Annotated in this window: 17 protein-coding genes and 1 tRNA gene; 7 read left to right on the top strand and 11 right to left on the bottom strand. The window is 71.5% G+C overall.

What is annotated here, in order from left to right; translation table 11 throughout:
- Positions 1–62: 62 nt before the first annotated feature.
- The 6 genes from Q9S36_RS08225 to Q9S36_RS08200 form a co-directional block, all read right to left on the bottom strand.
- Positions 63–1,820 carry a carbohydrate-binding domain-containing protein gene (locus tag Q9S36_RS08225; RefSeq protein ID WP_311284691.1) on the bottom strand — a complete coding sequence of 586 codons (1,758 nt, stop codon included), beginning with the start codon at positions 1,818–1,820 and terminating at the stop codon, positions 63–65.
- The gene (locus Q9S36_RS08220; protein ID WP_311284690.1) at positions 1,802–2,665 is read right to left on the bottom strand and encodes a polyphosphate polymerase domain-containing protein; all 864 of its coding nucleotides are present in this window, start codon (positions 2,663–2,665) and stop codon (positions 1,802–1,804) included. Before Q9S36_RS08220 ends, Q9S36_RS08225 begins: the two co-directional genes overlap by 19 nt.
- Complete coding sequence (locus tag Q9S36_RS08215; protein ID WP_311284689.1) at positions 2,662–3,411, bottom strand: DUF4956 domain-containing protein; 750 nt, start codon at positions 3,409–3,411, stop codon at positions 2,662–2,664. Before Q9S36_RS08215 ends, Q9S36_RS08220 begins: the two co-directional genes overlap by 4 nt.
- A complete protein-coding gene (locus Q9S36_RS08210; RefSeq protein ID WP_311284688.1) occupies positions 3,408–4,541 on the bottom strand; it encodes a bifunctional glycosyltransferase family 2/GtrA family protein in 1,134 nt (377 codons plus the stop codon). Before Q9S36_RS08210 ends, Q9S36_RS08215 begins: the two co-directional genes overlap by 4 nt.
- Entirely contained in the window at positions 4,538–5,575 is a 1,038-nt protein-coding gene (locus Q9S36_RS08205; RefSeq protein WP_311284687.1) for a phosphodiester glycosidase family protein, read from the bottom strand. The genes Q9S36_RS08210 and Q9S36_RS08205 overlap by 4 nt, the downstream gene beginning before the upstream one ends.
- A 75-nt stretch (positions 5,576–5,650) precedes the next feature.
- Positions 5,651–6,505, bottom strand: coding sequence for a LuxR C-terminal-related transcriptional regulator (locus Q9S36_RS08200; protein WP_311284686.1), 855 nt, complete (start codon positions 6,503–6,505; stop codon positions 5,651–5,653).
- A gap of 153 nt (positions 6,506–6,658) precedes the next feature.
- On the opposite strand from Q9S36_RS08200, the gene Q9S36_RS08195 reads away from it, so the two are divergent.
- Together Q9S36_RS08195 and Q9S36_RS08190 are read left to right on the top strand one after the other, a co-directional pair.
- Positions 6,659–7,009, top strand: coding sequence for a DUF485 domain-containing protein (locus Q9S36_RS08195; RefSeq protein ID WP_251450601.1), 351 nt, complete (start codon positions 6,659–6,661; stop codon positions 7,007–7,009).
- Positions 7,006–8,628, top strand: coding sequence for a sodium:solute symporter family transporter (locus tag Q9S36_RS08190; RefSeq protein ID WP_311284685.1), 1,623 nt, complete (start codon positions 7,006–7,008; stop codon positions 8,626–8,628). The genes Q9S36_RS08195 and Q9S36_RS08190 overlap by 4 nt, the downstream gene beginning before the upstream one ends.
- 51 nt (positions 8,629–8,679) lie before the next feature.
- Here Q9S36_RS08190 and Q9S36_RS08185 read toward each other — a convergent pair whose 3' ends face one another.
- Positions 8,680–9,246 carry a methylated-DNA--[protein]-cysteine S-methyltransferase gene (locus Q9S36_RS08185; RefSeq protein WP_311284684.1) on the bottom strand — a complete coding sequence of 189 codons (567 nt, stop codon included), beginning with the start codon at positions 9,244–9,246 and terminating at the stop codon, positions 8,680–8,682.
- A gap of 269 nt (positions 9,247–9,515) precedes the next feature.
- On the opposite strand from Q9S36_RS08185, the gene Q9S36_RS08180 reads away from it, so the two are divergent.
- Positions 9,516–13,163 carry an AAA family ATPase gene (locus Q9S36_RS08180; protein WP_311285069.1) on the top strand — a complete coding sequence of 1,216 codons (3,648 nt, stop codon included), beginning with the start codon at positions 9,516–9,518 and terminating at the stop codon, positions 13,161–13,163.
- A 254-nt stretch (positions 13,164–13,417) separates the two neighbouring features.
- Here the strand turns inward: Q9S36_RS08180 and mscL are convergent, their stop codons facing one another.
- Genes mscL through Q9S36_RS08165 form a run of 3 tightly spaced genes read right to left on the bottom strand, consistent with a single transcriptional unit; the run spans position 13,418 to position 14,826 of the window.
- On the bottom strand, positions 13,418–13,867 hold the full coding sequence (gene mscL, locus Q9S36_RS08175; RefSeq protein WP_311285068.1) for a large conductance mechanosensitive channel protein MscL: 450 nt from the start codon (positions 13,865–13,867) through the stop codon (positions 13,418–13,420).
- Between the two features lie 20 nt (positions 13,868–13,887).
- Positions 13,888–14,217 carry an FmdB family zinc ribbon protein gene (locus Q9S36_RS08170; RefSeq protein WP_311284683.1) on the bottom strand — a complete coding sequence of 110 codons (330 nt, stop codon included), beginning with the start codon at positions 14,215–14,217 and terminating at the stop codon, positions 13,888–13,890.
- 12 nt (positions 14,218–14,229) lie between these two features.
- Positions 14,230–14,826 (bottom strand): 5-formyltetrahydrofolate cyclo-ligase, encoded by a 597-nt coding sequence (locus Q9S36_RS08165; protein ID WP_251450596.1) that lies wholly within the window; start codon positions 14,824–14,826, stop codon positions 14,230–14,232.
- 104 nt (positions 14,827–14,930) lie between these two features.
- Between Q9S36_RS08165 and galU the strand changes: the two genes are divergently transcribed.
- The 4 genes from galU to Q9S36_RS08145 all read left to right on the top strand — a co-directional run bounded on the left by galU (position 14,931) and on the right by Q9S36_RS08145 (position 17,668).
- On the top strand, positions 14,931–15,818 hold the full coding sequence (galU, locus tag Q9S36_RS08160) for a UTP--glucose-1-phosphate uridylyltransferase GalU (protein WP_251450595.1): 888 nt from the start codon (positions 14,931–14,933) through the stop codon (positions 15,816–15,818).
- Positions 15,819–15,841: 23 nt separating this feature from the next.
- Entirely contained in the window at positions 15,842–16,471 is a 630-nt protein-coding gene (locus Q9S36_RS08155) for a GNAT family N-acetyltransferase (protein ID WP_251450594.1), read from the top strand.
- A gap of 159 nt (positions 16,472–16,630) precedes the next feature.
- The gene (locus tag Q9S36_RS08150; protein WP_311284682.1) at positions 16,631–17,530 is read left to right on the top strand and encodes a large exoprotein; all 900 of its coding nucleotides are present in this window, start codon (positions 16,631–16,633) and stop codon (positions 17,528–17,530) included.
- Between the two features lie 65 nt (positions 17,531–17,595).
- Positions 17,596–17,668: transfer RNA gene (locus Q9S36_RS08145), tRNA-Ala, on the top strand.
- A 444-nt stretch (positions 17,669–18,112) separates the two neighbouring features.
- On the opposite strand, the gene Q9S36_RS08140 is transcribed toward Q9S36_RS08145, so the two are convergent.
- A complete protein-coding gene (locus Q9S36_RS08140; protein ID WP_311284681.1) occupies positions 18,113–19,189 on the bottom strand; it encodes a Glu/Leu/Phe/Val dehydrogenase dimerization domain-containing protein in 1,077 nt (358 codons plus the stop codon).
- Positions 19,190–19,263: the final 74 nt, after the last annotated feature.

Here is a 19,263-nt window from a genome sequence, read left to right as displayed (position 1 = left end):
TCCGATATTCCGGATCCCCGTGACAATTCGGCGCGTGAGGGGGTCTATTCAGACGTTCCGCGTCACGGACGCCCGCCTCCGGGGCCGCCCATTCCACCGCCACCGGGGCCACCGGTCGCGACCTGCTCACCCGCGGTCGCGGTGACCGAGGTGCCCCCGTTGACCGTGATCGTGTAGGTCTCACCGTCGACGATCGCGGCGTCGCTGAAGATCACCGAGGCGAACGATGCGGGCAGTTCGAAGGTGCCCACGACGGTGCCGGCGGCATCCATGATCTCGACCGTGTCGCCGGCTGACCCGCTCACCGAAGCCGAGACGAAGGCCTGCGCGCCCGACAGGGTGCCGGTCGAGCTGCCGCCGACCTGGACGGTGCCGCCGTCGAGCGTGACCGCGCCGTTCGCGTCGATCGCGCCTTCGCCGCCGCCGGTCGGACCCGACACCGACACGACGCCGCCGGTGATGGTGATCGTGCCGTTGGAGTCCAGGCCGTCGCCGCCGCCGGTGACGCTGACGGTGCCGCCCGAGATGACGAGGGTCTCGCCGCTGTCGGCCTCGCCGCCCCCGCCCATCCCGGCGCCCTGGGTGGCGGTGCCGCTTGCGGCATTCACGCCGTCGTCGCTCGCGATTACGTCCACCGTGCCGCCCGAGATGGCGATGTCAGCCGCCTCGAGACCCTCGACCGACGAGGCGACGGTCACGACGCCGTCGCGGATCTCGAGCGTCTGCTCGGCGTGCACGCCGTCGTCGCCGGCATCCACGATGACGGTCGCGCCGCCGAGCCCGACCGAGCCGTCCGAATGCAGGGCGTCGTCGGCAGCGTCGATCGCGACCTCACCGCCGTCGAGTGCGGCGACGACACCGGCCGCGACACCCTTCGCCCCGGCATCCGCTGCCGTTCCGGCCCCGGCGGTGATGTCGACCGTGCCGCCGGTGATGACGACGTCGGTGGCGGCCGCGATCCCGTCGTCAACGCTCGTGAGCGACAGGGTGCCGCCCTCGATGAGCACGAAACCCTGTGCGGCGTCGTCTGCCTGGTCGCTCTTGAGCGCGTCACCGCCGGCGTCGACCGTGACCGTGCCGTCGCGAACGACGAGCGCGTCCTTGCCGCGCAGACCGTCGTCGACGGCCTCGACGGTGATGTCACCCGACAGCACCACGAGGTCGTCGGTCGAGGTGATGCCGTCGTTGCCGTTGCCCGACACCGTCAGCGACCCGGTGCCCGAGATCGTCAGGTCGGCGTCGCTGTAGATCGCGGCGTTCGCGTCGGCGTCGTCGGCATAGGCATCGGCGTCCGACACCGCGTTCGACGACCCGTCGGCGAGCACGAGCGCGACATCGTCGGCCGTCTGCACGGTGATCGCCGGGCCCTCGGATGCCGAGATGTCGACGTCGTCGAGGATGAGCACGACCTGCGCGTCGTCCTCGGCAGCCACGACCACCGAGCCGTCGAGCGAACCGCTCAGCCGGTACACGCCGGCCGACGTGATCGACACGATCGAGCCGTCGATCTCGACGGCGTCGGAATCGGATCCCGCGGACGAACCCGTGAGGGTCACGTCGACGGCATCGCTCTCGGACCATTCGTCGTCGTTGACGACCGTGTGATCGGCGTTCGCGGCGAGCACCGCGTCGGCGTCGAGGTCGGAGTCGACCACCACAGCGGTGGCGGTTTCGCTCGACTCGGTGGAGGTGCTCGTCGTTCCCGACGACGTGGCGGCCGCGTCAGCGGACTGCACGGTGCAGCCCGCGAGGACGACGGCGGTGAGGGTGAAGGGGATGGCGGCGAGGGAGATGCGGCGGGTCAAGCGGCGGCGGAGCATGATGCGTCCTCCATTTCTGGGTGAGTGGTTCGGGTGTCGGTGATGTGGGAGTGCGTGGAGGTGGGGGCGGCGGTGTCGAGTGGCGCGCGGCGGTCGGCCGCGAACGGGCCGCGCAGCAGGCGGGCCCAGCGGTTGCGGGGGAGTCGGGGGTGCAGCGCGGCGAGCCCGGTGGCGTACTTGCTGACGGTCGCGGGGCGGACGCCCGCGCGCCACAGCGCACGGTCGACGACGGATGCCGCAGCCCCCGACTTCGTCTCGACGATCGCGATCTCGGGCAGCGCGAACCCGCTGCCGTCGGGTGCCGCCCATTCCAGGTCGGTGTCGACCGTGGCACGGCCGACGCCGTCGGGGGCCAGAAGCGTCGAGCGCCGATAGCGGGTGACCAGCGTGGCCTCGAGGTGTTGGGCGCGCTCGCCGGCCACGCCGATCGCCTCGAGCGCGGTCGCGACCTCGGCGCGGGCGGTGGCGGTGAGTCCCGCGGCGTCGGCGGGGTCGTAGGCGCCGCGCTCCTTGACGGTCGCACCGCGCGCACCGCGGGTCTTGATCTCGAGGAACGCCGATCCGGTGTCGAGGTAGCTGCGGGTGCGCAGCTTGAACCGGCGCCGCCGGGGCTGCGCGGCCATGTGGAAGCTCAGCAGCTCGGGGGTGTCGAAGTAGACCGACTCATACGAGAACTGCCGCGCACCGTCGATCTCGAGCACCCGCGTCTGCGGGTCCATGCCGGCCAGCAGGTTCTCGACGGCCGCGCGCGGCAGGACGTACTTGCGGTCGATGCGGGTCAGCAGCGCGGCTTCGGTCACCAGCTCGTCGAGGCTCACGCGCTCGAAGCGGTCGAGGGCGCTCATCGGGCTGCTCCCGCCATGGCGCCGCGTCGCGCGCCGGTCGGGCGAGTCGTGGCGGCCGGGGCGGCCGGCCGCGCCGCACCGCCGACGCGGTAGCGCACATCGACGAGCGTGGTGTCGTTCACGAAGTCGAGGTCCTGCACGGTCAGCGACGTGACGGTCGCCACGGTCCTTTTTCCTGACGTGCTTCTTCCTGAGGTGCCCGCGCCGGCCGTGCCCCCGCCTGACGTGCCTGCGCCCGGCGTGCCCGTGCCTGACATGCCTGCGCCTGCTGGGCTTCCGCTCGACAGCCGGCGCTCGAGCTCGGTGCGCAGGTCGTCCTCATCGGTGATCGCACGGTCGAGCCGCACGATCTGGTGGCGGCTGCGCGCCAGCATCCGGGGGTGATCAGCCGCCCACAGCACCGCGAGGATGAGCGAGACCAGCGCGACCACGGGCCACGGGTCGGTCGTGGGCAGGCCGCAGATGAGCCCGGTCGCGAGGGCCGCGAAGTAATAGGCCACTTCGCGCTGCGAGATCTCGGACGAGCGCAGCCGGATGATCGACAGCACGCCGAACAGACCCAGCCCGAGTCCGAGTGCGACTTCGGCGGTGCCGAGGACGGCGGCGACGGCCATCACGCCGACGTTCACGCCGAGGAAGGCGACGACCAGGTCGCGACGGTGGTGGCGGCGGTAGTACAGGCCGAGGCTGAGGATCACGGCGGCGATCAGGTCGATCCCGATCAGCAGGAAGGTTGTGGATGTCATGGGTGTCTCCCGAAGTCGAAGGCGTCTGATTCCATTCGAGTGCGGCTCGCTATGGGGTTCCTATGGCGGGCCTCTGGCGCGGTTACGAGTTCCGCGCCGCGCCCGAAGACGAAACCGCGCTGCACGCCGTAGCTGGTGACGAACAGCACCGCCTCGGTCGCGACCTTCGCCATGATGAGCGGCACGCCGTACCCGGTGAGGGCCTGCATCCACACCACGTTCGACGCCAGCAGCACCAGCGCGAGCACGGCGTACCGCACCGCCTGACCGGTGCGGCCGGCGCCGTGCCGGCCGAACACGACCCGACGGTTCACGGCGAAGTTCACCGACGCGCTGAGCACCCGCGCTGCGACGATCGAGAGCGTCAGCGACCCCGTCGCGGCGGTGAAGACCAGCAGCGCGACGGTGTCTATGACGAATGCCATCAGCGACGACGCGGCGAAAAGCAGCAACGGGATCGCGATGCGCGCCGAATCCACGACGGGGCGGAAGTGGCTGCCGGCGTTGTGGTCGAGATAGACCGTCTCGATCCGCAGTTCGCGCGCCCGGATGCCGGCACGCCGGCTTCGCAGCAGCACGTTCTGCTCGTACTCGAAGCGCTCGCCCGGCACGCTCAGCATCCACGCGATGACGGATGCCGGGATGCCGCGCAGGCCGGTCTGCGTATCGCTCAGCGCCCACCCCGCCGCGAGCCGGAAGGTCGCGCGTGCCAGCGTGTTTCCGGCCCGACTGCGCAGCGGGACCCGGCCGGTGAAGCCCCGGCATCCGAGGATCAGCGCTGGAGCCTCGCGGGCCGCGTCTTCGCGCAGCCCGTCGACGATCCGCAGGATGTCGGCGACCGTGTGCTGGCCGTCGGCGTCGGCGGTGACGACGTCGTCGGTCGGATGCGCGCAAGCGATCGCGGCGAGCCCGGTCTTGAGCGCCGCACCTTTGCCGAGGTTGCGTCCGTGGCGCAGCACGGTGGCCCCGGCGGTGCGGGCGGCCTCGAAGACCGGCCCCGAATCTGCCGGGCTGCCGTCGTCGACCACCCACACGTCGAGGTCGGGGTCTGCGGCCAGCAGCTCGTGGACGAGCCGGGGGAGGGCGGGGCCCGGTTCGAGCGCGGGGATGAGGACGATCACGGCCGTCACCCGGCCACGTACAGGATGTCGCTGGTGGCGCGCTCGCCGCCGTTGGACGGGCTGTTGACGACCTCGCCGTCGAAGTACATCGTCGACGACCCTCCGCCGTCGAGGTTGTAGGCCGTCGTCGCGCCGAGATCGACCAGGATGTCGGCGAGCTCGGTGAGGGTGACCCCGGCGCTGTAGCCGGTCTGGCGCCCGTCGACGACGACGAACACCAGGTGATTGTCGTCGATGACCCCGACCGCAGTGCGCGGCTGGTCGCCTTGAATCGAGTGGTTGCCGAAGTTCGTGTCGATCTCGACGTCCTCGATGCCGGCGACGACCGTGGCGTCCTCGACGATCGCGGGACCGAAGCTCAGCGTGTTCCACGCCCCGGCGGCGATGAGCTCGTCGGCGGAGGTGGCGGTCTCGTCGTACACCTCGACGGTGCCGTCGGTGAAGAAGACGAGTCCCGCCCGCGCGGGCTCGTCGCGGTAGACGACCCCGTTGCGGATGACGATGCCGGTGTCGCGGAAGCCGTAGTAATCGCCGTTGACGGCGAACACCGCGCCGTTGTCGGCCGCGATCGCACTGGTGAGCTCGGTGATGTTCTCGCCGAACTGATCCTTCGCGAACGCGCTCCTCAGGTCGGTGGCGTCGCCGAGCACGACGTCGGCGACGTAGTAGGTGACCGTCTCGTCGCCGGAGCCTTCCGTGACGGTGGTGATCGTCACCGCGGTGTCGCCGTTCGTGTAGCTCGTATCGGTGAGGACGGCTTCGGAGGTGTCGACCGCGGTGTCGGTTCCGCTCGAGGTCTCGACGGGGGAGTTCTCGGCCTCGTACGCCGAGACGTCCGAGATCTCGACGTGCTCGATCAGGAACCGGTCGGCCGCCCACGCTGTCGCGCCGGTGAGCGAGAGCGCGACGGCGAGACCCGAGGCGAGCACCGCGGTGCGCCGCTTCGCGCGGGGCGCGGCGGGCCCGGGCGCGGGGTTCGGGAGGGGCGGGGTCGGGAGGGGCGGGTTCGGGAGGGGCGGGGTCGGGAGCGAGGCGTGGTCCATGGTTCATGGATACGCACCGCGCTTCAGCGCGCGATCGCCCGCCGTTATGCGCCGGCTATGGATGCGGGTCGTGCGTCAGGGCAGGATGCCGGCGCGACGCGCCTTGGCGACGGCGGCGTGCCGGGTCGACGCGTCGAGCTTGCCCATCGCGGACTGCAGGTACGACTTGACGGTGCCTTCGCGCAGGTTCAGCTCGGCGGCGATCTCGGCGTTCGTCGCGCCGAGCGCGGCACATGCCAGCACGTCCAGTTCGCGGGGCGAGAGCCGGACGTCGAGCTCGGCGGCCGGACCCGCTGGGCGGGACAGGGCGGCGAGGCGCTGCTCGAGCTTGGTGAGACGCTCGCGGACAGCGGTGTCGGTGACGGTGGAGGCGATGCTGCGCAGCTCGGCGAAGCTCTCGCGCAGCTCCTCCTGCATCGCGGGCGCCAAGGCCTCGGAGGTCGCGGGCGGCGGCATCGTCGCCAGGCGGCGCCGCACCTCTTCGCCGACGCGCAGCTCGGTCGCGAGCTCTTCGGCGACGGCGAACGCGGGCCGAGCGATGACGTCGCCGACACCGGCCTGCCCCCACGATCCGCAGTAGAGGACGCCGCGGGAGCGCCCCGACACCAGCACCGGCACGGCGAAGAGCGTCGCGATGCCCTCCGACAGCACCTGCCCGTCGTAGTCGTGGGTGATGGAGCGGGACGTGCGGTAGTCCAGCGCCAGGCGCGGGCGCTTCTCGGCGAACGCGCGCCCGCCGAGGCCGCGCGTCTCCTGCACGACGAGGCCGTCGAGGCTGCGGGTGCGGGCGCCGACGATCGAGCTGACGTGGATCGCGCCGCCCTGGGCGAGGCCGCCGAAGGCGATGGGGAAGCGGGTGCGGCGGGCCAGTTCCGACACGGCGCGCGACACCGCGCGGGTATCGCTGTCGTGTTCGGCTCGCGCGTCCACGCACTACCTACTTCCGGGGGTGACGGCATCCATGCCGCATTTCGTAGCGTCGACCATACCACCGGGGGTGGGCCTGCCCGCCCCCGTCTGCACACGGTGCGTGGAGAGAACGATCGAGCGCGATGGAGCGCTCCCATGAGGCAAGGAGGCCACATGTCCGATCCCCGGATCGATACCGCCCCACCCGGCGACATCGACTACGTCGCGGTGGAGGAGTCGCCCCGGTTCGTCGAACTCAAGCGCCGCCAGCGCGGGTTCGTCTTCCCGATGGCGATCGCGTTCCTCGTCTGGTACTTCACCTACGTGCTGCTGTCGTCGTTCGCCCGCGACTTCATGGCCGAGCAGGTGTGGGGCAACATCACCGTCGGTCTGCTGCTCGGACTGGGCCAGTTCGTGACGACGTTCGCGATCACGATGACCTACGTCTGGTACGCCAACCGGACGCTCGACCCCATCAGCTCAGAGATCCGCGACGAGCTCGAGGCGCGGGAGGGCAACGCATGAACGACGTCTTCGGAGCGGTCCACGCGGCCGTGCAGACGGTGGAGAACAACCCCGTCCTGAACATCTCGATCTTCGGGGCCTTCGTCGCGGTGACGCTGTTCATCGTCATCCGCGCCAGCCGCAACAACAAGTCCGCCGCCGACTACTACGCCGCGGGCCGCTCGTTCACGGGGCCGCAGAACGGATTCGCCATCTCGGGCGACTACCTGAGCGCGGCATCCTTCCTCGGCATCGTCGGCGCGATCGCGATCAACGGGTACGACGGGTTCCTGTACTCGATCGGCTTCCTCGTCGCGTGGCTCGTCGCCCTGCTGCTGGTGGCCGAGCTCATGCGCAACACCGGCAAGTTCACGATGGCCGACGTGCTGTCGTTCCGTCTGAAGGAGCGGCCGGTGCGCATGGCTGCGGCCATCACCACGCTCGCGGTGTGCTTCTTCTACCTGCTCGCCCAGATGGCCGGCGCCGGCGGGCTCGTCTCGCTGCTGCTGGGTATCAACGAGGCGATCGGCCAGTCGATCGTGGTGGCCGTGGTCGGCATCCTCATGATCGTCTACGTGCTCATCGGCGGCATGAAGGGCACCACGTGGGTGCAGATCGTCAAGGCGTTCCTGCTCATCGGCGGCGCGCTGGCGATGACGATCTGGGTGCTGGCGCTGCACGGCTTCAGCCTCGACAACCTGCTGGGGGCCGCGGTCGCCGCCTCGACCACCGATCCGCAGGAGGCCATCCTCGGCCCGGGCCTGCAGTACGGCGCGAACCCGCTGGACTTCATCTCGCTCGCCATCGCACTCGTGCTCGGAACCGCGGGTCTGCCGCACGTGCTGATGCGCTTTTACACCGTGCCGACCGCCAAGGAGGCGCGTCGCTCGGTGGTGTGGGCGATCTGGCTGATCGGCCTCTTCTACCTGCTGACGCTCGTGCTCGGCTACGGTGCCGCTGCGCTGGTCGGTTCCGAGACGATCAAGGCGGCTCCGGGCGGCGTGAACTCCGCCGCGCCGCTGCTGGCCCTCGCCCTCGGCGGACCGGTGCTGCTCGGGTTCATCTCGGCGGTGGCGTTCGCGACGATCCTCGCGGTCGTCGCCGGCCTCACCATCACCGCGGCCGCGTCGTTCGCGCACGACATCTATGCGAACGTGCTGAAGAAGGGGAACGTCCCCCCGGACGGCGAGGTCAAGGTCGCCCGTCGCACGGTGATCGTGATCGGCATCCTGGCGATCCTCGGCGGCATCGGCGTGCAGGGACAGAACGTGGCGTTCCTGGTGGCGCTGGCGTTCGCGGTGGCGGCATCGGCGAACCTGCCGACGATCATCTACTCGCTGTTCTGGCGCCGGTTCACCACGCGCGGCGCGGTGTGGAGCATGTACGGCGGACTGGCCGCAGCGGTCATCCTCATCCTGCTCTCGCCCGTCTTCTGGGGCACCCCGACGAGTGTCTTCAAGGACACCGGCGTGGCGATCTGGCCGCTGAGCAACCCGGGCATCGTGTCGATCCCGCTCGGGTTCTTCCTCGGCTGGCTCGGCTCGGTCGTCTCGCGCGGTCAGGAGGACCGCCGCAAGGCCGCCGAGATGGAGGTGCGCTCGCTCACCGGCTTCGGCGCCGAGAAGGCCACGCACCACTGACCTTCGGGTGAGATCACGCAGCGGCCCGGGGGAGGGTGTTCCCCCGGGCCGCTACGCGTGTGCGCGCTCGAGGTCGACGAGGAACCGCTTGACCGCGGGCTGGCCGCCGTACTCGCCGAGCGACCCGTCGGCGCGCACCACCCGGTGCACCGGCACCACGATCGAGAACGGCGTCGTGGCGCACGCCGTGCCGACCGCCCGCGCCGCACGGGGGCTTCCGGCGAGGATCGCGACCTCGCCGTAGCCCGCCGTCTCGGCGTAGGGGATCTCGCACACCGCCTCGAGCGCCGCCCGCGTGAACCCGCGCACGAGTCGCCAGTCCAGCGGCAGGTCGAACGCGCGGCGCTGCCCGGCGAAGTACTCGTCGAGCTGTGCGGCCGCGGTCGCGGTCACGTCACCCTCGCCCCCGGCATCCGTCTCATCGCCCACCGGGCCGTCACCACCCGGACCGTCGCTCACCGGGAGGGGAGCGGACCCGAGCGTCGCAGCGACGTGGGCGAGCTCGTGGTCGGCGTCGGCCCGCATCGGATGCAGCGTGACGACAGCGTCGCCCGCGGCGACGATGAGGATGTCGCCGACGGGCGAGGGGTGGATGCGGTACCGGGCGGCGGTGGTCATGACACCATCCTGGCGCGGCGCTCGGGAGCCGACCCCGGCACGCCCCGGCTGTGGACATCGGCGGCGCCGTGGGGGCCTGGGGAGGAACGGCTGATCATCCGGCGTGTCGGCAATACCGCGAAACTCGGGGAGCTTGCAGGGTTGCGCAAGACCCCCCGCATACCCTGTCACCTGTGTGGCGAGCAGAAGGCAGCGTCGTGGCCGGCGGAGACAGGGTCGCCGAGGTGAGCCCTGGCGACCTCGGACTGGCCGACCCCGGCGCGGTCGTCATGCATGTCGCCGAACCCGAGCGCGACCGGCTGCGCCTGCAGACCGCGGAACTCGGCGGTCGCTCGACCCTGTTGCACTTCTCGGACGCCGAGGACTCGTCGATCGAGATCACCAACGCCCACCCCGGGAGCCTGCCGCAGTTCATCACCGGCCGCTCCACGCTGCTGTCGAACCTGTTCCGCGACGAGGTCGCGCTGCGCAACGCGCGCCTGGCCGCCGAGCGCATCACGGCCAAGAACGTCGAGATGCGCACCACCCGCGGGCTCGAGCCGGTGCACCTGGCCGTCGGCCTCGCCTCGTGGCGCATCGGCGGCATGACCTGCACCGCCCCCGTCCTGCTGCGTCCGCTCGCGATCCGCCGCCACCACGCCGACTTCGAGCTGAAGCTGCACGGGGTCTTCCGCGTCAACCCCGAGCTCGTCCGTGCCCTGCGCACCCACTTCGGCATCGAGCTCGACGGCGCCCAGCTGTCGGCCATGGCCTACGACGGCGGCGTGTTCAAGCCGCAGCCGGTCATCGATCGCCTCCGCGCCCTCACCGCCGGCATCGACACCTACTCCGTCCGGCCCCGCCTGCTCGTCTCGAGCTTCGCCGACGTCGGCGCCGCCATGGCCCGGGATGCCGTCAACCTCGACCATCCGGTGCTGAACGCGCTCGCGGGCCACGCCGATGATCGTGAAGCCCTCACCATCCGTCGTTCACCGGCATCCACCCTCAGTCCCGATGAGCGTCCGCCCGCCGCCGACACCCTGCTGCTGGACGCCGACGCCGAGCAGGAGCGCGTGCTCGCCCGCATCGCCGCCGGCCAGTCGCTCCTCGTCCACACCCTCCCCGGAACCGGCGGCACGCAGACCGTCATCAACGCCCTCGGCGCGCTCGTGCGCGAAGGCAAGCGCGTGCTGGTCGTCAGCGCCCGCCGCTCGACCCTCGAGGGCGTGCGCCACCGCCTCGCCGGCATCGGCCTGCCCGGACTCGCCGTCTCGCCGCGGCACATGCAGCGCGACCTCATCCGCGCGATCGGCCGCAACGAGAAGGCCGTCTCGCCCAAGGTCGCCGAGGTCGACGACGCCCTCGTGCGTCTGCGCGGCGTGCTGCGCGACTATCGCGGAGCCGTGACGGCGCAGCATCCGACCCTCGGGGTCTCGGTGCTCGAGATCCTGCGCGCCCTCTCGGCGCTGACCGTGGCCGGCGCTCCGTCGACGGCCACCCGCTTCGACCTGCGCACCCTCGAGCGTCTCGCCGGAGTGCGAAAGGATGCCGCGGCGAAGCTGCGCGCAGCCGCACGGCTCGGGGAGTTCCGCTTCGGACCCGACGACTCGCCCTGGTACGGCGTCTCGTTCTCGACGCCCGAAGACGCCCGCCGCGCCCACGCCCTCGCGGGCAAGCTGCACCGCGCCGACGTGCCGACGCTGCTCGAGCGCGGCTACGAGCTCATCGCCCAGACGCGCATGCGCCCCTTCCACACCGTGTCGGAGCTGGGGGAGTACGTCGCCCTCTTGCAGGGGATCCGCGACTCGCTCGACCGCTTCAGCATCACCGTGTTCGAGCGCCCGCTCGGCGAGCTCATCCAGGCGCACGGCCACCGCCGCGACGCGCCGAACATGACCGGGGCCAACCGTCGTCGACTCAAGCGCCTGTCGCGCGAGTACGTGCGCCCAGGCGTCCACATCTCCGACATGCACGAGGCCCTCGTGCGCGTGCAGCACCAGCGCACCGAATGGCAGCGCTACGTCGACGCCGGCGTCGCCCCCGAACTGCCGCTCGGCCTCGCCGACGTGCAGGTCGCGTGCCAGCGCGTCGAAGCCGAACTCGCCGAAGTCGACGTCGTCCTCGGACGCACCGGCGCCGACCGGCTCGCCTCGCTGCCCGTCGCGCAGCTCGTCCGCACGCTCGCCGGCCTGGCCGCCGACTCCGCGGTGTTCGAGAACCTGCGCGAGCGCGCCACGCTGCGCACCGAGCTCGCCGGCCTCGGACTCGAGCCGCTCCTGGCCGAACTCTCGGTGCGCCACGTGCCCGAAGACGAGGTCGGCGCCGAACTGGAATTCGCCTGGTGGCAGTCCGCGCTCGAGCACATGCTGCGCTCGGACCGGGCCCTGCTCGGCGCCAACACGTCGGTGGTCGACCGTCTGGAGCGCGACTTCCGCCTGGTCGATGAAGCGCACGCCGCGGCATCCGGCCCGCTTCTCGCCTCACAGCTGGCCACGCAATGGCGGATCGGCATCGTCGACCACGCCAACGAGGCCGCCGCCCTGCGCAACGCGCTCAAGGAAGGCGTGAGCGACCCGGTCGTGATCGCGGACGTCGCCCCGACGCTGATGCGCACCCTCGCGCCGGTATGGCTGGCGTCGCCCTACGACGTGCCGATGATCCCCGCGCACCCCGAGTTCGACGTGGTCATCATCGCCGACGCCGCCGCGCTGTGCCTGGCCGAGGTGCTGCCCACCCTGCGGCGCGCACGTCAGGTCGTGGCTTTCGGCGACCCGGTGACGCAGAAGCCGACGCCGTTCCGCGTCGCCGCCGGTCACCCGCCGGTCGCGCCCGTCTTCGCCGACGAGACCGCCGAGGTCGACCCCGACGAGGTGCCGTTCGATCAGGTCAGCGTGTTCGAGCGCCTGGCCGAGCTGCTGCCGATCGAGACCCTCACCCGCAGCTACCGCGCCGGCGGCGAAGACCTCGCCGAGCTCGTCAACGACGCGTTCTACGGCGGCGAGCTCGTGTCGCTGCCGTGGGCGGGCTCGTACCTCGGCCGCGGCAGCCTGTCGGTCGACTACGTCGAAGGCGGCACGGGTGTGCCCGACCCCGTGAGCGGCGCCGTCGAGAGCCCCGACGCCGAGGTCGCCCGCGTCGTGACCCTCGTCGTCGAGCACGCGATCAACCGCGGGTCCGAGTCGCTCATGGTCGTCACCGCGAGCGCCAAGCACGCCCACCGCATCCGCGCCGCCGTCGAGTCGGCGTTCGCCGGGCGCTCGGACGTCGCCGATTTCGTCTCGCGCGAGACCGCCGAGCCCTTCGCCGTGCTGACCCTCGAGGAATCCGTCGCCGAGAGCCGCGACCGCGTCATCTTCGCCCTCGGCTTCGGCCTCACCCGCCACGGCCGCGTGCTCAGCGACTTCGGCGACCTGTCGACCCCCGACGGCGAGCGGCTGCTGACCGTCGGCATGACCCGCGCCCGCCGCTCGATGGTGATCGTGTCATCGATCCGCCCCTCGGCGTTCGACGACGGACGTCTCGAGCACGGCGCCGCGACGCTCATGTCGATCCTCGGCGGCATCGCCGCCCGCGCCCGCGAGGCCCGGCTCGAGGACCTCGCCGACCCGCTCACCCTCGCCCTCGCCCGGGAGCTCCGCCGCCGCGGCGTCGCCGTCGACGTGCACTACCGCGGACTGCTGCCGCTCGTGGCGCAGTACGGCGGCAAGGCGGTCGTCGTCGAGAGCGACCCCGAGACCCACGGCGAATCGCTCCGCGAATCGCTGCGGCTGCGCCCCCAGATCCTCCGGCGCCTGGGCTGGCACTACGTGCGCGTGCACTCGTTCGACCTCTACAGCGACCCCGGCGCCGTCGCCGCGCGGATCGCGGGACTCCTCGGCGTCCCGCCCGAGGCGGGTCTCGAAGACGGCGACACCCAGCCGATCGATGTCACGGAATAGCCGCCAGCGCATCGAGCGGGTCCCCGGTTCGCGCCGCGCGCGGCTCACCGCCGCGCCGGGAACCCAGCCCGAGCCCGTGCCCGCAGATACGGCGCGAGACGAGGATGCTGCGGTTGCGGCATCCGCTCGCCCTGGCGGTGCCGGAGGAGGAGCTGCCGGCGATGCGGGACCGGATGCGCCGGGGCCGAACGACGAGCGGATGAAACGCGACGTCCCGCCCCACTGGTGAGCGGGACGGGACGGCGGAGGTTCGGTCAGACGCGGGGGGCGCCGGGCGTCTGCCCGGGAGCGCCGCCCGGCTGGGCCTGCAGCAGGTCGCGGATCTGCATGAGCAGCTCCTGCTCGGTCGGCAGCGACGGCGCATCGGTCGTCTTGCCCACGCCCGCCTTCGCCTCGGCGCGCGCCTTGAAGCGGTTCATCGGGTAGACGAAGACGAAGTACACGATCGCCGCGACCGCGAGGAACTGGATGATCGCGCCGAGGATGCTGCCGATCAGGATGTTCGACGTGTTGCCGGTGAGCGTGGGGATCGAGATCACCCAGTCCGACAGGTCGCCGACCTGGAAGATCGCGCCGATGAGCGGGTTGATGAGGCCCTCGACGAGCGCGTTGACGATGGCGGTGAACGCGGCGCCGATGACCACCGCGACGGCGAGGTCGATGACGTTGCCACGCAGGATGAATTCTTTGAAGCCGTTGATCATGTCGGTCTCCTCGAGCCGGCTCACGCCGACGTGCTGGCGGATGAGGACGACGAGCCCGCCCCCGAGGACGATGATGCCGCAGACGACTCGCTTTTGCCAGACGAGCCGGAGGAGCCCGAGCCCGAGCTCGACGAGCTGGAGCCGGACGAGCCGGTCTTGCCGGCGCCGGCGCCCGCGCGTGAGTCGGTGCGGTAGAAGCCCGAGCCGTTGAAGGTCACGCCGATCGAGCCGTACTCCTTGCGGAGCGTTCCGCCGCACTCCGGGCACTCGGTGAGGGTGGGGTCGGCGAAGGACTGCACTGCGTCGAAGCGGTGTCCGCACTGCTTGCAGGCGTAGGCGTAGGTGGGCATGTGGTTTCCGTTTCAGTGCGCGGCCGGCGCGAGGGTGAGGGTGCGGGTGGGGGTGACCACTCCGGTGACGGGCTGATCGTGAAGGTCGAAGGGGACGTCGTCGACGATCTCGGAGTCGAACACGACGGCGTAGACGGGGGGACAGTGCTGCATCGACCCGAGGGTCTTGTCGAAGTAGCCGCGGCCCCAGCCCAGGCGCATGCCGTCCGGCGAGACGGCGGCGGCCGGGATGATGAGCAGGTCGACGTCGTCGAGCGCGATGGGTCCGAGCACCTCGCCGACGGGCTCGGGCATCCCGAACAGGCCCTCGGCGATGCCGCCGTCCGGTGTGGCCACCGACCAGTCGAGCAGCCCGTCCGCGCGCGTGATCGGAAGCAGCACACGGATGCCGCGCCCCACGGCCGCGGCCACGAACTCGTGGGTGCCGGGCTCGGTGGGGGTGGAGAGGAAGCACGAGATCGAGCGGGCGCCGAGTCGTTCCACCAGGGCGTCGAGCTGGCGGCGGACGCCGTCGGAAGCGGCATCCCGAGCCGATTCGGAGAGCTGCTGCCGACGCTCGCGCAGCTCGGCGCGCAGGGCACGCTTGGCATCGGCGATGGCGTCGGACATGCCCACGATTCTAGGCGGGGGCGGAGGGTATCGAATCCGACACGGGTCCCGCTCGCAAACTGCGCGTCACATTCAGATCACACACCGTCGTTAGACTGCCGCGTATGCCTCACAAGCCATTCAAGGCCGTCATCCCTGCTGCGGGTCTCGGCACTCGGTTCCTGCCCGCCACGAAGGCGATGCCGAAGGAGATGCTCCCGGTCGTCGACAAGCCCGCGATCCAGTACGTGGTCGAAGAGGCCACCGCCGCCGGCATCGACGACGTCCTCATCATCATCGGGCGCAACAAGAACAACCTGTCGAACCACTTCGACTCGGTGCCCGAGCTCGAGAACAACCTGCGCAAGAAGGGCGATGAAGACAAGCTCGCCAAGGTGCAGCAGTCGAGCGACCTCGCCGACATCCACTTCGTCCGTCAGGGCGAGCCGAAGGGGCTGGGCCACGCGGTGCTGCGCGCCCGCGCCCACGTCGGCGACCACCCCTTCGCCGTCATGCTCGGCGACGACCTCATCGACGAGCGCGACCCGCTGCTGACGACGATGCTGTCGGAGTACGACAAGCGCGGCGCCACCGTCATCGCCCTCATGGAGGTCGACCCCGAGCACATCCACCTCTACGGCGTCGCGACCGTCGAGGCGACCGACACCGACGACGTCGTGCGCGTCACCGGCCTCGTCGAGAAGCCCAAGCGCGAAGACGCTCCGTCGAACCTGGCGATCATCGGCCGCTACGTGCTCGACCCCTCGGTGTTCGACATCCTCGAGCGCACCGAGCCGGGCAAGGGCGGCGAGATCCAACTCACCGACGCACTCGAGGAGCTCGCCGCCGACCCCGAGGGTCCCGGCGTCTACGGCGTGGTCTTCCGCGGCCGTCGCTACGACACCGGCGATAGAGTGGATTACATCAAGGCCATCGTGCAGCTCGCGGCCGATCGTGAAGATCTCGGACCCGATCTGCGTCCCTGGTTCAAGGAGTTCGCGGCCACGCTGTAGGCCGCCTGTTCGAGGGGGTCGACGTGGATCTGACGGCTCCTCGTCGCCATGGACCGGTGTCGATCCGCCTGGTGCGGCAGCGCGACGCGCGCGGCTTGCAGAACGAGCTCCTCTCCAATCGCTCGTGGCTTCGGCCGTGGGAGGCGACGAGCCCCGACGGGCCGGTGTCGTTCGACATGCGGCTCGGCGTTCGTCGACTGCTGCAGCAGTACCGCGACGGGGCCGGCGTTCCGCTGGTCATGGAGTACGACGGCGAACTCGCCGGGCAGTTGAACGTGTGGGGGATCGCGCGCGGCTCGCTCGCGTCGGCGACCATCGGGTACTGGGTCAGCGAGCGCTTCGCCGGCCGGGGCATCACGCCCACGGCCGTGGCGATGGCCACCGACCTGTGCTTCACCGAACTGCGCCTGCACCGCATGGAGATCTGCATCCGTCCCGAGAACCAGGCGAGCTTGCGGGTCGTCGAGAAGCTCGGCTTCCGATACGAGGGGCTGCGCCGACGCTACATCCACATCGACGGTGACTGGCGCGACCACTACGCGTTCGCGCTCGTGAGCGACGAGGTGCCCGAAGGGGTGCTGGAGCGGTGGGTCACCGGGCAGGCTCCGCGCGATGCCGCCATCGTGCCACCGGCGGACCGGCTGCCCGCCTGACACCCGTTCGCTTCGGATGCCGTGGGTTGGGACGGCGTGCCGTGGGTTGGGGGCGCGGCCTGCGGCTTCGCGTCGAGACCGCCGCTTCGTTCGGATTGCTGGCTGCGACACGCGCGAGGATGCGGCGGGCGCGGCATCCCGTCCCCTACCGTTGAGCCCATGGGTGGGCAAGTGCTGGGCGGGGGCGTGATCGTCCTTGTCGCGACCCTGCTGTGGCTCATCTACCTGCTGCCGACGTGGAACAGCCGCCGGCAGTACGACGCCGCCGAGCGCAACGCCGTGCGGCTCAACCAGGCCCTGCGGGTTCTCGCCGAGACGAGCGAGCAGCCCGAGGAGATCCGCCTCGAACTCAACGCCCGCACGGCCTTCGCCCAGCAGCGCCTCGCGCGCCAGGCGACCGCGCAGCGCGAGCAGGCCGCGCTCGAGCAGGCGCGCATCGAGCTCGAGACCGCGCGGGCCGAGCGTGCCGCCGCGCGGCTTCGTCCCGAGGCGCGCCGCGCGCGGGCCCGTCGCTCGACGCGACTGACGCTGACGGTGCTCGCGCTCGCCGGCGTCGCGCTTGCCGGCTGGGGCGGATGGGTGGTCGTCTCGACCGGCGTCCAGGTGGCGCTGTGGAGCGGCACCGCCGTTGTCGCGGTGGCCGGACTGATGCTTCGCCGCATGGCCGTCGTCGGCGCCCGCGAAGTCGTGCGCGCACAGCGCGCCGCTGTGAGGGTCGCGCCCGGTGTGGCCGAGACCGCCGTGCAGGACGTCGCCCTCGAGCGCGAGGAGCGCGCGTGGGAGCCCCGTGAACTGCCGCGTCCGCTCACCGCGTCTGCGGGCTCGCGTGCAGCCGCCGTGCTGGACGCGACCGCCGCCCGCGAAGCGCTGCGCCAGGCCGCCCTCGACGAGGCGATGCGCCAGCGCGCCGAAGAGCACCAGCCCCCGTCGATCGAGGTCGCGAGGACGGCACGGGCGGCATCCGGTGCCTCGGAATTCGCCCGCATGGGCGTCGTCGACGACGCTGAGATCGAAGACCACGTCCGCCGGTTGCTCGCCCGCCGCGCGTCCGGCCAGTGACCCGCCTGCGCGGTGCCGGGTGATCGGCGACCCTCAGCCGGCGTGATAATGTTGCTGAGGTTCACGGGCCTGTGGCGCAGTTGGTAGCGCGCTTCGTTCGCAATGAAGAGGTCAGGGGTTCGAATCCCCTCAGGTCCACGAAACGGCGCCCCTCGCGGGCGCCTTTTTCGTTGGCCGTGCTGGCGGCGACGGTTGCCTCGCCGGCGCGGGTTCGGCTGCCCTTCGTGGCGCCTCGGCGGCCGGCGCGGATCATAACTCCTGCACTCCTGGCCGGTGCCGGGTCCGGAGCCCGCGGGATTCCGCGGGGTCGGTGAGGCGGCGACGGCGGGGTGCAGGAGTTGTGATCCTCGGCGCGGCGGCAACCCGAACCGGCTCAGCCGCGAGGGCCCGGGAAGGCGAGCGGCCTCAGCCCGTTGGGCTGGGTGACGGTCGGCGGGTGTAACGGGTCGGGCAGGATCACAACTCTTGCACCGCAAGCCGGGGGGCGGCGCCGGTTCCGCGTGATTCCGCGGGTCGGGCCGGCCGGGGCGGGCGGGGTGCAGGAGTTGTGATCCTCGGCGCGGCGGGAGAACCCGCGCGGGCTCAGCCGGCCAGGGCCGGGTGGCGGCCTCCGCTGGTGAGGCGCGCGGCGGCGAGTTTCTCGGCGGCGGCGAGCGGGGTGATGCCGCCCTGGTCGGCTTCGTCGAAGATTCGGCGGACGGTCTGGCCGATGCCGGCGACGCGGTCCATGATCTCGGCTCGCGTGCCGATCTTCTTGGCCTCGAGGTCGAGGTAGATGACACCGCCCGCGTTGACCACGAAGTCGGGGGCGTACAGGATGCCGCGCGCGGCGAGCCGGTCGGCGCCGCTGTGGTCGGCGAGGGGGTTGTTGGCCGGCCCGCACACCGCACGCGCGGCGAGGGCGTCGATGGTCTCGTCGTCGAGGACACCGCCGATGCCGGCGGGCACGAACACGTCCGCCTCGACGAGGTGCTCGGTGCCGGGCTCGGCCCAGGCGGCGCCGAGTTCCGTAGCGAGCTGACGCTTGGCGGGGTTGACGTCGGTGACGGTGAGCAGCGCGCCCTCCGCCGCCAGGCGCACGGCGAGGCGGCTGCCGACCTGGCCGAGACCCGACACGGTCACGCGGCGACCGGCGGGGTCGGCGGCGCCGGCGACGCGCTCGAGCGTCGCGCGCAGCGACTCGTACACGCCCAGGCTCGTGGGGCCGGCCGGTTCGCCCGATCCGCCCACGGCGTCGGGCAGGCCGACCACGTGCTCGGTCCGCTCGCTGACGACGAGCATGTCTTCGGTGGTCGAGCCGACGTCTTCGGCGGTCCGGTAGAGGCCGTGCAAGGACTCGACCGCATCGCCGAGGTCGAGGAAGGCCGCGCGGCGGCGATCGGCGTCGAGTGCCGTGCCCTCGGGCAGCGCGATCACGGACTTGCCGCCGCCGGCATCGAGCCCCGCGGCAGCGTTCTTGAGGGTCATCGCCGCGGACAGGCGCAGAGCGTCGCCGAGGGCGTCCGACCAGTGCGGGTAGGTCCACAGGCGGGCGCCGCCGAGTGCGGAGCCGAGCACGGACGAGTGGAGCGCGACGGTGATGAACAGACCGCTGCGTCGTCCGGTGATCACCTCCACGCGTTCGTGGGTGAAATCGGGCAGGGGCAGGGTGTGCGTCATCGCGATTCTCTTTCGGCCGGCCTTGTGGGCGCTGCTCTGCGGATGCCGCGGCGTTGCGGCGTCCGTCTCCATTG

The sequence above is a fragment of the Microbacterium sp. ARD31 genome, assembly GCF_031844425.1.
The sequence above is the reverse complement of the archived record's forward strand: the minus strand, read 5'-3'. Positions and strand labels throughout refer to the sequence as shown.

What these genes read in the sequence shown, in the direction of transcription:
- Q9S36_RS08225 (WP_311284691.1), bottom strand. Translation starts at nt 1,820, where the DNA reads ATGCTCCGCCGCCGCTTGACCCGCCGCATCTCCCTCGCCGCCATCCCC.
- Q9S36_RS08220 (WP_311284690.1), bottom strand. Translation starts at nt 2,665, where the DNA reads ATGAGCGCCCTCGACCGCTTCGAGCGCGTGAGCCTCGACGAGCTGGTG.
- Q9S36_RS08215 (WP_311284689.1), bottom strand. Translation starts at nt 3,411, where the DNA reads ATGACATCCACAACCTTCCTGCTGATCGGGATCGACCTGATCGCCGCC.
- Q9S36_RS08205 (WP_311284687.1), bottom strand. Translation starts at nt 5,575, where the DNA reads ATGGACCACGCCTCGCTCCCGACCCCGCCCCTCCCGAACCCGCCCCTC.
- Q9S36_RS08195 (WP_251450601.1), top strand. Translation starts at nt 6,659, where the DNA reads ATGTCCGATCCCCGGATCGATACCGCCCCACCCGGCGACATCGACTAC.
- Q9S36_RS08190 (WP_311284685.1), top strand. Translation starts at nt 7,006, where the DNA reads ATGAACGACGTCTTCGGAGCGGTCCACGCGGCCGTGCAGACGGTGGAG.
- Q9S36_RS08185 (WP_311284684.1), bottom strand. Translation starts at nt 9,246, where the DNA reads ATGACCACCGCCGCCCGGTACCGCATCCACCCCTCGCCCGTCGGCGAC.
- Q9S36_RS08180 (WP_311285069.1), top strand. Translation starts at nt 9,516, where the DNA reads ATGCATGTCGCCGAACCCGAGCGCGACCGGCTGCGCCTGCAGACCGCG.
- mscL (WP_311285068.1), bottom strand. Translation starts at nt 13,867, where the DNA reads ATGATCAACGGCTTCAAAGAATTCATCCTGCGTGGCAACGTCATCGAC.
- Q9S36_RS08170 (WP_311284683.1), bottom strand. Translation starts at nt 14,217, where the DNA reads ATGCCCACCTACGCCTACGCCTGCAAGCAGTGCGGACACCGCTTCGAC.
- Q9S36_RS08165 (WP_251450596.1), bottom strand. Translation starts at nt 14,826, where the DNA reads ATGTCCGACGCCATCGCCGATGCCAAGCGTGCCCTGCGCGCCGAGCTG.
- galU (WP_251450595.1), top strand. Translation starts at nt 14,931, where the DNA reads ATGCCTCACAAGCCATTCAAGGCCGTCATCCCTGCTGCGGGTCTCGGC.
- Q9S36_RS08150 (WP_311284682.1), top strand. Translation starts at nt 16,631, where the DNA reads ATGGGTGGGCAAGTGCTGGGCGGGGGCGTGATCGTCCTTGTCGCGACC.
- Q9S36_RS08140 (WP_311284681.1), bottom strand. Translation starts at nt 19,189, where the DNA reads ATGACGCACACCCTGCCCCTGCCCGATTTCACCCACGAACGCGTGGAG.